Source organism: Sphingomonas sp. (genome assembly GCF_041661885.1).
Taxonomy (GTDB): domain Bacteria; phylum Pseudomonadota; class Alphaproteobacteria; order Sphingomonadales; family Sphingomonadaceae; genus Sphingomonas.
In genome coordinates this window covers 16,093-27,852 of record NZ_JBAZTL010000014.1, presented here as the reverse complement: position 1 = coordinate 27,852, position 11,760 = coordinate 16,093, and the positions used below count along the sequence as shown (strand labels likewise).

General features: G+C 63.9%; 8 protein-coding genes and 1 tRNA gene. 3 read left to right on the top strand and 6 right to left on the bottom strand.

Translation table 11 applies throughout. The annotated features are described in order from the left end of the window. The first annotated feature begins 125 nt into the window (after positions 1-125). A complete protein-coding gene (locus tag WC704_RS17465) occupies positions 126-2,150 on the top strand; it encodes a DEAD/DEAH box helicase (RefSeq protein ID WP_372892269.1) in 2,025 nt (674 codons plus the stop codon). 906 nt (positions 2,151-3,056) lie between these two features. On the opposite strand, the gene WC704_RS17460 is transcribed toward WC704_RS17465, so the two are convergent. The 6 genes from WC704_RS17460 to WC704_RS17435 all read right to left on the bottom strand — a co-directional run bounded on the left by WC704_RS17460 (position 3,057) and on the right by WC704_RS17435 (position 9,037). Beyond that, positions 3,057-3,132 (bottom strand) — tRNA-Lys (locus WC704_RS17460). 108 nt (positions 3,133-3,240) lie between these two features. Next, positions 3,241-4,356 carry a rod shape-determining protein RodA gene (gene rodA / locus WC704_RS17455; protein WP_372892267.1) on the bottom strand — a complete coding sequence of 372 codons (1,116 nt, stop codon included), beginning with the start codon at positions 4,354-4,356 and terminating at the stop codon, positions 3,241-3,243. After that, complete coding sequence (gene mrdA, locus WC704_RS17450; RefSeq protein ID WP_372892265.1) at positions 4,353-6,458, bottom strand: penicillin-binding protein 2; 2,106 nt, start codon at positions 6,456-6,458, stop codon at positions 4,353-4,355. The genes rodA and mrdA overlap by 4 nt, the downstream gene beginning before the upstream one ends. Next, positions 6,455-6,964, bottom strand: a complete 510-nt coding sequence (gene mreD, locus WC704_RS17445; RefSeq protein WP_372892263.1) for a rod shape-determining protein MreD — start codon at positions 6,962-6,964, stop codon at positions 6,455-6,457. The genes mrdA and mreD overlap by 4 nt, the downstream gene beginning before the upstream one ends. Further along, entirely contained in the window at positions 6,961-7,866 is a 906-nt protein-coding gene (mreC, locus tag WC704_RS17440; RefSeq protein ID WP_372892261.1) for a rod shape-determining protein MreC, read from the bottom strand. The genes mreD and mreC overlap by 4 nt, the downstream gene beginning before the upstream one ends. A gap of 124 nt (positions 7,867-7,990) precedes the next feature. Next, positions 7,991-9,037, bottom strand: coding sequence for a rod shape-determining protein (locus tag WC704_RS17435; RefSeq protein ID WP_010403353.1), 1,047 nt, complete (start codon positions 9,035-9,037; stop codon positions 7,991-7,993). Between the two features lie 161 nt (positions 9,038-9,198). On the opposite strand from WC704_RS17435, the gene mutL reads away from it, so the two are divergent. Further along, positions 9,199-10,977 (top strand): DNA mismatch repair endonuclease MutL, encoded by a 1,779-nt coding sequence (mutL, locus tag WC704_RS17430; protein ID WP_372892258.1) that lies wholly within the window; start codon positions 9,199-9,201, stop codon positions 10,975-10,977. Between the two features lie 103 nt (positions 10,978-11,080). Then, entirely contained in the window at positions 11,081-11,641 is a 561-nt protein-coding gene (locus WC704_RS17425) for a DUF1993 family protein (protein WP_372892256.1), read from the top strand. Positions 11,642-11,760: the final 119 nt, after the last annotated feature.

Below are 11,760 nucleotides of genomic sequence, written 5' to 3'. Positions count from 1 at the left end.
GCTGGAGCCCATCGGCAACATCCCTCCCGCAGAAGCCGAGCAACGATACTATGCCATGCTGGACGACATCCCGATGGCCGCGTAACTTAAACCAAATAGCCTCCGGCGATCCCGGTGCGGTTCAGTTGAAGCCCGTGCTTGGCCTTGAGCTGACCGCGACGCCATTCATTGAAAGCACGCGCGGGCCGGTGGCGTTCAAAAATGTCGTCCTCGACTACCCATTGGCCCGCGCGATGGAAGATGGCTTCGTCAAGGAACCCGCGGTCGTCACCCGCAAGGATTTCAATCCTGTGGGCAAGTCGCCCGAAGCGATCCAGACGATGAAGCTGGAGGATGGCGTTCGTCTGCATGAAAGCGTCAAGGTCGATCTGGAAACCTATGCGCGCGAAAATGGCGAGCGGATCGTCAAACCTTTCGTTCTGGTCATCGCCCGGGATACCACTCACGCGGCGGAACTGACCCGACTGATCCAATCAGATGCGTTCTTCGACGGGCGCTATGCCGACAAGGTGATCCAGGTCGATTCCAGCGTGAAAGAAGAGGAGACGGTCGAGAAGCTGTTGACGGTGGAACAGAATGACAATCCGGTCGAGATCGTCATTCACGTCAACATGCTGAAAGAGGGTTGGGACGTCACCAACCTTTACACGATCATTCCGCTCCGCGCCGCCAACGCGCGGACTCTGATCGAGCAGAGCATCGGGCGCGGTCTGCGCCTGCCTTACGGCAAGCGCACCGGTGTAGCCGCCGTGGATCGCCTGAACATCGTCGCGCATGACCGGTTTCAGGAAATTGTGGACGCGGCGAACGATCCCAACTCGACAATCCGCTTGAAGCAGCTTGTGCTTGATGAAGCGGATTTGACCCGCAAGACCGTTACGGTCGTGGCATCGCCAACGATCCTTGGCAGTCTCGGCCTGCAATCCGCGCAGAGTGAGGGGGCGGCGACAGCTTCCGGCCCCGCGCAGACCCCCGCGTTCACCGATCCGAATGACATTCGTGTCGCGCAGCTAGCATATGATGCTTTCCGCAAGCTCGCGCGTGAGCCTGACAAGGTGCCGAGCGTTTCTTATCTTTCCCGTGCCGATGTGCAGGAACAGGTCGTGCGCGAGGTGCGCAGCCAGTATCGGGCTCCGCAGCTGGAACTCGACGGCATCGCCAAGCCTGCTCCGGATATAGAAGCCGTAATCGCCGCGACCGCGAAATTGATGGTTGAGCGCACGATCGACATCCCTCGCATAACCGTAATGCCGAAGGGCGAGGTCAAGGCGGGCTTCAAACCGTTCACGCTCGACTTGTCCGGGATGCGCTATCCCGCGCCCAGTGACGAGCTTTGGGCCAAGCATCTGCGCACCGATCAGGTCGATATTATCGGCCTGTCACAAGGCAATCTGCTTGAAGACCGGTTGGAGGATTATGTCGTCAGCGGGCTGATCGACTTTTCCGACATTGCCTATGATGAACATGCCGACTTGCTCTATGAGCTTGCCGGACAGGTTGCGCGGCACTTTCTCACCTACCTTTCTGAGACGGACGCCGGGCAGGTCTTGTCATTGCACCAGCGCGAAATCGCGCGTGCCGTTCATGCCCAGATGCAGGAGCATTTCTGGAAGGACGAGGCGGTCGAATATCACCATGAGATCCGGCAAGGCTTCTCGGAGCTAAAGGAAACTGCATTTACGGTATCCCGCGAAGCCCCCCTCGATTTCCGGGTGCCGCCCGCCGACAAGAGCAATATGGCGCGGTATCTGTTCGGCGGGTTCACGAAGTGCCTCTCGACGGTGGCGAAATTCCATTCGGACACAGAGCGCAAGTTGGCCGTTATCCTCGAACGCGAGGCACTGAAATGGCTACGGCCCGCCAAGGGGCAGTTCCAGATGTATTATCGCAGCGGCCATGACCATCTCGAATATCAGCCCGATTTTGTCGCGGAGACTGACGACTGCATCCTGATGCTCGAACCAAAAATGGCGACGCAGATGGAGGACAAGGACGTTCTGGCTAAGCGCGATGTTGCGGTCCAGTGGTGCGCCTGGGCAAGTGAACATGCGCGTTCCTACGGCGGGAAGCCGTGGCGATATGCCCTGATTCCGCATGATGCGATTGCCGAGAATATGACCCTCGATTTTTTGGTGAAGCAGTTTGGCTGAAGCGATTTGGAGCTGCCCTTCGGGCAACCCGCTCTATTCGCTGCGCGAACCAGGCCTGTAGTCTTGGCCCTTCGGGTGACGATCGGGAGCGTGGGAAAATGAGCGGGATTTTCTAAGGCCGCACTCTTTCCCGCTGCGCTCCTTGAGGGTGCGGAGTCTTAGCGCTGACCCGCTGGCGCTCTTGCCGCTCTCCTTGCCGTGCGAGCGCCGGCCACGCATTCGCTCCGACTGGCGGCGCTGCGCCGATGGCGCAACATCCTTGTCTTCGCTCTGCTTGCCGTCAGGTCGCCCGTCGGCGCGCGCCGTGCAAGGGTGCCGTTGCCTGTGCCGCGCTGCGGCTGAGGGAGGCTGATCGCCTCCGTTCCTTTGATTGTGCGGGAACGCCAAGGGCTTTGCCCTCTCGTTCCCGAAGCAGAATAGCCGCCCCCTGGTGGCGGTCGCTGCGCGCCCGCTGGCCCGCGCCAGGGCGGCGATTCAGCTTTCCCTCCCCCTCCCATCCTCGCCGGAAGGCAGAGCCGCATGTCGCCGCCAGTGCGGCATCCTGCCGAGGAAGGAAGGTTTCAGATGACCGATCCAATTTTCAGTATCGCGCTTGCCGGGCGGAGTGCCGCAGCGAATATCTGCGTCAGGTGGCTCATGCGAATGGCTTGCAGCTAACCTGTGTTTGCCGGGTCGCCGACCGGCACGACGAGCGAGGATATCGGGGCGCTTGTCCTGATTGGCGCAGAGCGCCGGGGCCAGTGAGCGACGAAAAGCTGCACGCGAGCGGCGTTGGCCGATCTGAAACACTCTCAGAAGTCAGGAGAGAGAAAAAAATGTCCTGATACCTACCCGGTTACCTAGCGCGACCTTATGCCGATCGCCTCAGTTTGCATGGTCAGTAAGTTACTGTATTCTATAAAAAGATGGTGGACGCACTTGGGCTCGAACCAAGGACCCGCTGATTAAGAGTCAGCTGCTCTACCAACTGAGCTATGCGTCCATCGCGGCAGTGTTGCGATGCGCTTGGTGGCGCGACCGCTGCGAGAGGTGGCCGGTTAGCAGTGTCGCCGCGGCTTGCAAACCCTTTTTTGCGGAAAAGTCACAAAAATTACCAGCGGGTGGTCTGCCGGTTGGCGCGGTCGATCGACATCAGGATTCCGAGACACAGCATGAAGGTCATTTGCGACGACCCGCCATTGCTGATGAGCGGCAGCGGCACGCCGACCACCGGGGCCAGGCCCATCACCATCGCCATGTTGATCGACACATAATAAAAGATCGTGGCGGCCAGCCCGGCAGCGGTCAGCCGGGCAAAGCGCGATTGTGCCTGCAATGCCGCCGCCAGCCCCCATTGCACAATCCCGACAAAGGCAACGATCAACAGTACGCCGCCGACCAGCCCCCATTCCTCCATCATCGTTGCCAGCGCAAAATCGGTATGGCCTTCGGGGAGGTAATCGAGATGGCTTTGCGTGCCGTTGAGGAAGCCCTTGCCGAAAATGCCGCCCGATCCGATCGCGATCTTCGACTGGCTGATGTGATAACCGATGCCGAGCGGATCGCTTTCGGGGTTGAGGAACACGAGAATGCGGTTGCGCTGATAGCCGTGCAGCACGAAATTGACGGCGAGCGGAACCGCCGCCGCCAGTGCCAGCCCCCCGCCAATGAACAGCCGCAGCGGCACGCCCGCCAGGAACATCACCGTCACGCCGCCGATCACGATCATCAGCGCGGTGCCAAGATCGGGCTGCTTCATCACCAAGGCGGCGGGCACCAGGATCAGTATGGCCGCAGGCCAGATCGCACCGAAGCGACGTGTCTCGTTTGGCGGCAGCATATCGTAGAATTTCGCGCAGGCGAGCACGATGCACGGCTTCATCAATTCGGAAGGCTGTAGCCGGAAGCCGATGCCAAGATCGAGCCAGCGCTGCCCGCCGCCGCGCACCGCGCCGATCAGCTCCACCAGCACCAGCAGCACGCACAGCACGCCGTAAGCGGGCAAGGCAAGGCTGCTCCACGTCGTTTCGCGCACGCGTGACAGCGCGATGGCTCCCGCCAGAAACACGACGAAGCGGATCCCCTGCGACAGCGCCCACCGCCGGACGCTGCCGCCTGCCGCCGAATAGAGCACGAACAGGTCGAAACCGCCGATCGCGATCACCAGCAGCAGGATTTTCCACGGCAGTTGCGCCAGCGGGGCAGGGACGAAGTTGAGGCTGCTCATGGTACGTCGCGCTCGGTGGTGCCATCTTCGGCGACGGTGTTGCCAGGGGCGGCGGTGTTGGCGAGCTCCTCTGCTGCCGCAACATCGGCCGCCGTGGCGGCCCGGACGGCGGGGGCGTCGGTCGGCGCGGTCGCGTTCAGCTCGGTTTGCGCGCCTACCGCTGGTGGCGGTGCCCCGGCTGCGGCGCGATAAGCGGCGGATTCGGCCGCCATACGGGTTTTGATATCGCCGCCCCAGGTCGGCTCGGCCTCGGCCAGCGATGCCAGCGCGCGGTCGCGGTCGAAGAGATAGGTCATGATGTCGCGGCCAATCAGCGGCGTGTCCAGATTGCGCACGGTGTGGCCGCCATGTTCCAGCACGATCGCTGCGGCGTAGCGCGGATTGTCGGCTGGCGCGAAACACACGAACAACGCGTGATCGCGCAGCTTGAATGGGAGCGAAGCGTTCTTGAGCACGCCGGATCCCCGCTCCGCCAGCGAAATGCGGCGGACCTGCGCGGTCCCGGTCTTGGCGGCCAGCGTCACGCCGGGGACGAGCATCCGCGCCGCTCCGCCAGTGCCCCCTTCATTGACGACGCCGTACATCGCGTTGCGCACGAGTTGCAGATTGGCGGGGGAGACGGGGAGCGGTGCGGCTCCGCGGTGGACGTGATCGGCCAGGATGCTTGGCTGCAACGCGCGGCCAGAGGCGAGGCGTGCGGCCATCACCGCCAGTTGCAGCGGATTGGCGAGGACATAGCCCTGGCCGATCGAGGCGTTGAGCGAATCCGCGACGGTCCAGTCATGCCTGTATTTGTGCAGTTTCCACTCGGGGTCGGGCACGGTGCCATAACGCTGCGAGTTGAACGGCAAGTCGAATTTCTGCCCGAGACCGACCGCGCGTGCGATCGGCGCGATCCGGTCATAGCCAAGACGGCGCACCATTTCGTAGAAATAGATGTCGCAGCTCTGCATGATGGCGTTCTTCAGGTCGAGCGGGCCGTGGCCACTCTTCTTGTGACAATGGAAGATGCCATTGCCGACCCGCAGTGCGCCGGTGCAGTTGACACGTTGACCGGGATCCGCGCCAGATTCGAGCAACGCCAACCCGTTCATCGGCTTTACGGTGGAGCCCGGTGGATAAAGTCCCTGCAGCACCTTGTTCATCAAGGGCACGTGATCGTTGTCCGACAGCATTTTCCACTCGAGATGGCTGATCCCGTCGGAGAAAGCGTTGGGGTCATAGGCTGGCATCGACACCATCGCCAGCATCTCCCCGGTCAGGCAGTCGATCACGACGACCGAGCCCGATTGGGTGCCAAGACGGCGCGCGGCATATTCCTGCAGGCCGACATCGATCGTCAGGCGGGCGTTGGCACCCGGCGCATCGGGCCGGGTCGCCAGTTCGGCGACGAGCTTGCCGCGTGCGGTGACTTCGACCCGCTTTTGCCCAGCTACCCCGCGCAGTGTCGATTCCAGCGTCTTTTCCAGGCCATCCTTGCCCAGTTTGAAGCCCGGCGTCACCATCAACGGGTCACGCGTCTGCTTATACTGGTCTGCCGAGGCCGCGCCGACATAACCGGTCAAGTGAGCGACCGCCGCACCCGCCGGATAACTGCGCGAAAAGCCGCGCGTGGGGGCAACACCCGGAAGTTCGGGCAAGCGCACGCTGACGGCGGCGAAGCGTTCCCAATCGAGGTTTTCCGCCACCTGCACCGGCTGGAAACCGGCAGCGTGCTCCAGATCGGCGACGAGCCGGTCCATCTCTTCGGGCGGCAGCTTCAGGATGTCGCGCAGCAAGCCCAGCACATGGCCCTTGTTTTCCAGCCGGTCGGGGATGATGTCGACGCGAAAGTCGGTGCGGTTGTTGGCGATGGGCGCGCCGTGGCGATCGACGATCCAGCCACGCCGGGGTGGCACCAGCGTCATGTTGACGCGGTTGCTTTCGCTAAGCGTGCTGTAATGTTCGTTTTCGGCGATGGCGAGCCACGCCATCCGCCCGGCGAGCGCCAGGCCGACCGCGCCCTGCACCCCGCCCAGCAAAATCGCGCGGCGCGAAAAGCTGTAGCTTTGCGACGCCTCGGTCACCATGCGCGGGGATTGCGCGAAGGTGGCGCGTTTCATGCGGGCTCTTCATCACCCGCCAGCATCGCGCAGATGCGCGCGGCAAGCGGGAAAAGCAGGGTTGCGATTACGATCTGCAGCAGCAGGACGGTATCGACATGTGCGCCGAGCGGTGCCGCAACCAGGCGGCCCATGATGAGGCAGAAAGCAACCGAGCCTGCGGCAATCAACCAGTCCTGCCAGAAATCGCGATAGACGACGCGCTGGTCGATCAGGTCGATCATGAAGAAGCACAGCATCCAGAACAGCATCGCGTCGCCGAGCGGTTGTCCGCTGACCAGATCGTCGAACAGACCGAGCGGCAGCGGTGCCCAGATGCGGAGCGAATCGGGCTTGGTCAGACGCCAGCCGAGCAACATCAGCAGACCGAACGGTGGCAGGATCGGAAAGGTCGCGATGAACGGCCACAAGGTCAAAGCCGAGCCGAGCACCACTGACAGCGCCGGCACGAAGCGCTGAAAACCGGTTACCGGTGCCTCGTCGAACGGGCCGCGAACCTGGTTCATTTGTTCTTCTTGGGCTTGGCGGGTTTTGGGGTCGGGATTGGCACGGGAATGGGCGGCGGCTCGGGCATGAAGGCGCGCTGCACCAATGCGTAATCCAGCGTGTCGGCCTGGGCGAAACTGCGCGCGACCGAGGCATCACGACCGCGCCGGAGGACGCGCGCGACGGGAATGTTGGGCGGATAGATGCCGCCGGTGCCCGACGTTACGAAAACGTCGCCCGGCCCGAAATCGGTGGTGGCGAGCGCTACCGATTTCACGTCGATCAACCCGTCACCGCGCCCGGCGGCGAGCGCGGGCACACCGTCGCGGGTCCGGCGGACCGGCACCACGCTTTCCGGATCGATCAGCAGCAGCACGCGCGCGCTGTTCGGCCCGGTTTCGAGGATGCGGCCAATCAGGCCTTCGGGCCCGCGCACCGGTTGACCGCTCGCGACGCCTTGCCACGACCCGGCGTTGAGCACCGCAAAGCGCCGCGTACTGGAGCCTGTGGAACTGACGAGTCGCGCCGCCACAACCGGCTCGGCAATGCGCTCGCGCACCTTGAGCAAGGCCAGCAAACGGCGATTGTCATAGGATAGCGACCGCGCGCGCATGAACAGCGCGTGCTGATCGGCCAGTTGCTTGCGCAAGGCGGCGTTCTGGCCGCGTACCGCGAGATAATCCCCAATGCCGCCCGGGATCGCGCCCAACCAGTTGCCCACGCCCGAAATCCCCGAGGATACTGGCGTGGTAACCTCCGCAAGGCTGGCGCGGAGCGACGCGAAAGCGGGGGGATCGAGCGAGGACAAGGCAAGCAAAACCGCGCTGACGATCGCACCCGCCAACGCGATGACATAGGTCAGGAAGAAACCATATTGCGCCCGCCGCGAAAAACCCGGGCGCCGATTGTGTGGCGGCGCCATTTTACCCCCATCCAAAAGCCCGAGGGCCGCCTAAGGAAACTGGCCTTAGCCTTACGTCATGTTGCCGTGCCTGAGTAGGGGGGGCCCCGCCTGTTCAGGCACAGCGACGTGTCATTTCAGTGCGTCACGCGGAGTGGAGCACGCCCCGGAACACCGGATCCTCCAGCGCGCGCCCGGTGCCGAGCGCGACGCAGGTCAGCGGATCGTCGGCGATGGTGACGGGCAGGCCGGTTTCGTCACGCAGTACCTCGTCAATGCCCTTGAGCAACGCGCCGCCACCGGTGAGCACGATGCCCTGATCGACGATGTCGGCGGCCAATTCCGGCGCGGTGTTTTCAAGCGCGATGCGCACGCCCTCGACGATCTGACCAACGGGTTCGCTCAGCGCCTCGGCGATCTGGCCCTGGTTGATCTGGATTTCCTTGGGGACCCCGTTGACCAGATCGCGACCCTTGACATGGATCGTGAGGCCAATGCCGTCGAGCGGCGGCTTGGCGACGCCGACTTCCTGCTTGATCCGCTCCGCCGTGGCATCGCCGATCAGCAGGTTATGGTTGCGGCGGACATAGGAAACGATGGCTTCGTCCATCTTGTCACCGCCGACGCGCACCGAAGTGGTGTAAGCCAGGCCGCGCAGCGATAGCACGGCGACTTCGGTGGTGCCGCCGCCGATATCGACGACCATGCTGCCGATCGGCTCGGTCACGGGCATGTCGGCCCCGATCGCGGCGGCCATCGGCTCCTCGATCAGCCACACCTGGCTGGCACCGGCGTTCGATGCCGCATCGCGGATCGCGCGGCGTTCAACCGAGGTCGAGCCCGACGGCACGCAGATCACGATTTGCGGCCAGCGCATGAAGCGGCGTTGGCCACCGTGCACCTTGTGGATGAAATGCTTTATCATTTGCTCGGCGACGTCGATGTCGGCGATGACGCCATCGCGAAGCGGGCGGATCGCCTGGATGCTGTCGGGGGTCTTGCCCATCATCAGCTTGGCGTCATCACCCACCGCCTTGACGCGCTTGACGCCATTGAGCGTCTCGACCGCCACCACCGACGGCTCGTTGAGCACGATGCCCTTGCCGCGCAGATAGACGACCGTATTGGCAGTGCCGAGATCGATGGCCATGTCGTGAGAAGAAAAGCGGAAGAGATTCGAGAAAAAGCCCATGGATCGTTCCGTTTCACGCCGGACTTAGGGATCTGCCGACAGGTCGCACAAAGGGTCGCGCTTGCGCTTGCAACCGGGGCGTTCAGAGCGGTGTCTCCACGCTCTGATGCTCGGTTGAATGCGGGTCGCGGGATGTCGTCGATTGGGCTAGAGCCTAGGCCATGTCAATACGCCGCCTGCCAGAACATCTCGTCAATCGCATTGCTGCCGGTGAAGTGGTGGAACGCCCCGCCAGCGCGTTGAAGGAACTGGTCGAGAATGCGATCGACGCCGGGGCCACGCGCATCGCCGTGCGTCTGGGCGGCGGGGGCACCGATCTGGTCGAAGTGACCGATGACGGATGCGGCATGACGCCGCCCGACATGGCGCTGGCGCTGGAACGGCACGCCACCTCCAAGTTGCCCGATGAGGCGATCGAAGCGGTTAGTACGCTGGGGTTTCGCGGCGAGGCGTTGCCCTCGATTGCGAGTGTCGCGCGGTTGACGCTGGAAAGCCGGCCGCGCGGGGCCGAGGGTTGGGCGCGCGTGGTCGATAATGGCGTGCTGGTGTCGGAAGGGCCCGCCGCGATCCCGCCGGGGACTCGCGTCCGCGTCGAAGCGCTGTTCGAGCGCGTGCCCGCGCGGCGCAAGTTCCTGCGTTCGGCGCGCAGCGAATTTGCGGCGTGCATCGACGTGGTCAAGCGCCTCGCAATGGCGCGACCCGACATCGGCTTCTCGGTCGAGCATGACGGGCGGCGCGCGTTCGGGGTAAGCGCGGGCGAGAGTTTGCCCGACCGGGTTGCGGCGCTGACCGATCGCGGGCTTGTCGAAAATGGCGTTGGCATTGATTTCGTGCGGGAGGGGATTGGGCTTGGCGGCATCGCCGGCCTGCCCACCTTCAACCGTGGCATTGCCGACCACCAATATCTGTTCGTCAATGGTCGCCCCGTGAAGGACCGCTTGCTGATCGGCGCGATTCGCGGTGCCTATGCCGAAATGATGCCGCGCGACCGCCATGCCGTGGTGGCGCTGTTCCTCGACGTGCCACCCGACGCGGTCGACGTGAACGTGCATCCGGCCAAGACCGAGGTTCGCTTCCGGGACCCGGCCTTGGTGCGCGGGCTGATCGTCAGCGGCCTGCGCCGCGCGCTGGATGAAGCCGGCCACCGCAGCCAGCGTGCGCCCGAGACGGCGATGGCGGCGTGGCAAAGCGAGCCGATCGCGCCTACTCCCTCTCCCCACTTGTGGGGAGAGGGTAGGGGAGAGGGGCAGTGGGAAGCACCGCGCCCGGCCTACACCCTCAACGACCGCCGCCCAAGCTTCACCCCACCCCCGCAAGCCCGCGCCGAGCCCGCTTATGCACCGCCACCCGAAACCTCGGACTACCCACTCGGCGTCGCGCGCGGGCAGGTGGCCAAGACCTATATCGTCGCCGAAAGCCGCGACGGGCTGATCCTGGTCGACCAGCACGCCGCGCATGAACGGCTCGTGCTGGAGCGGATGCGCAAGGCTATGGCAAGCGGTGGCGTTGCGAGCCAGGCGTTGCTGCTGCCCGAAGTGATCGAACTCGATGAAAGCGCGTGCGACCGGCTTGAGGCGCGCGCGGCGGAACTGAGCGAATTCGGGCTCGATCTCGACCGCTTCGGCCCGCGCGCGATGCTGGTGCGCGGCGTGCCCGCATTGCTGGGGCAGGGCGATGTGACGGGCCTTGTTACCGATCTCGCCGATGAACTCGCCGCGTTCGACGAGGCGCTGAGCTTGCGCGAGCGGCTCGACCATGTCGCCGCGACGATGGCGTGCCACGGCTCGGTCCGCGCTGGGCGCGTGCTGTCGGTCGCGGAGATGAACGCGCTGCTGCGCGAAATGGAGGTCACGCCGCATTCGGGCCAATGCAATCATGGCCGACCGACCTGGGTGAAGCTGGCGCATGGCGACATCGAAAAGCTGTTCGGGCGGAAATAGCGTGGGGTTGGGGAATGCAGGGTCGGCTGCGGTGGCGCGACCTTCTGATCGGGCGTACAGGGCTGTGGCAGCGAGAAAGCCTGCGGATGCTGGAGAGATGGTTATGACGCTGCCCGATATGTTGTTTCCAACCTACGTCCAGATGTTGAACGCGCTGTCGCAGTGGCTGAGCAAGGCAGAGGCGCAAACGCCGGGTGGGGCTGATGCAATGCTGTCGGCGCGGCTGGCACCGGACATGTTCCCGCTGTCCACGCAAGTGCGCTTCGCCTGCGTGCAGGCGCAGGAGGGTGTGTATCGGTTGCGGGGGGAGGCATTCCCGGGGTCGCTGGCGACACTGCGCAACGAAGGGCGCAATGCGGGCGAACATCCCGGCACGATTGCCGAGGCGCAGACGCGCATCGCCGAAACACGGGCGCTCGTGGAAAAAGCCGCGGCAGATGCACTGGTCATCGATCCGGCAACGCCGATCGCCCATGTCCTGCCACAGGGCATAGTGTTCGACTTTTCGGCCGAGCAATACGCCCGCGACTGGGCACTGCCGCAATTCTACTTCCACCTGATGACCGCCTACGCGATCCTGCGGGCGCAGGGTGTCGCGCTGGGCAAGGCCGATTTCGTTACGCACATGTTCGCCTATGTGCGGCCCGGCACCCTCCCGGCCTGATTGGCGGTGGATCGCCAGATCACCCCAAAGCGATTCGTTCCATGAACAAGGTTCTTCCCGTTTTCCTTGCACTTATCCCCTTTGCTGCACTGATTGGCGCGCGTGCGATCACGGGGTAG

Coding starts and splice junctions, on each gene's coding strand:
- mrdA (WP_372892265.1), bottom strand. CDS start 6,458: ATGAAACGCGCCACCTTCGCGCAATCCCCGCGCATGGTGACCGAGGCG.
- rodA (WP_372892267.1), bottom strand. CDS start 4,356: ATGAGCAGCCTCAACTTCGTCCCTGCCCCGCTGGCGCAACTGCCGTGG.
- WC704_RS17435 (WP_010403353.1), bottom strand. CDS start 9,037: ATGGGCTTTTTCTCGAATCTCTTCCGCTTTTCTTCTCACGACATGGCC.
- mreD (WP_372892263.1), bottom strand. CDS start 6,964: ATGAACCAGGTTCGCGGCCCGTTCGACGAGGCACCGGTAACCGGTTTT.
- WC704_RS17425 (WP_372892256.1), top strand. CDS start 11,081: ATGACGCTGCCCGATATGTTGTTTCCAACCTACGTCCAGATGTTGAAC.
- mutL (WP_372892258.1), top strand. CDS start 9,199: ATGTCAATACGCCGCCTGCCAGAACATCTCGTCAATCGCATTGCTGCC.
- mreC (WP_372892261.1), bottom strand. CDS start 7,866: ATGGCGCCGCCACACAATCGGCGCCCGGGTTTTTCGCGGCGGGCGCAA.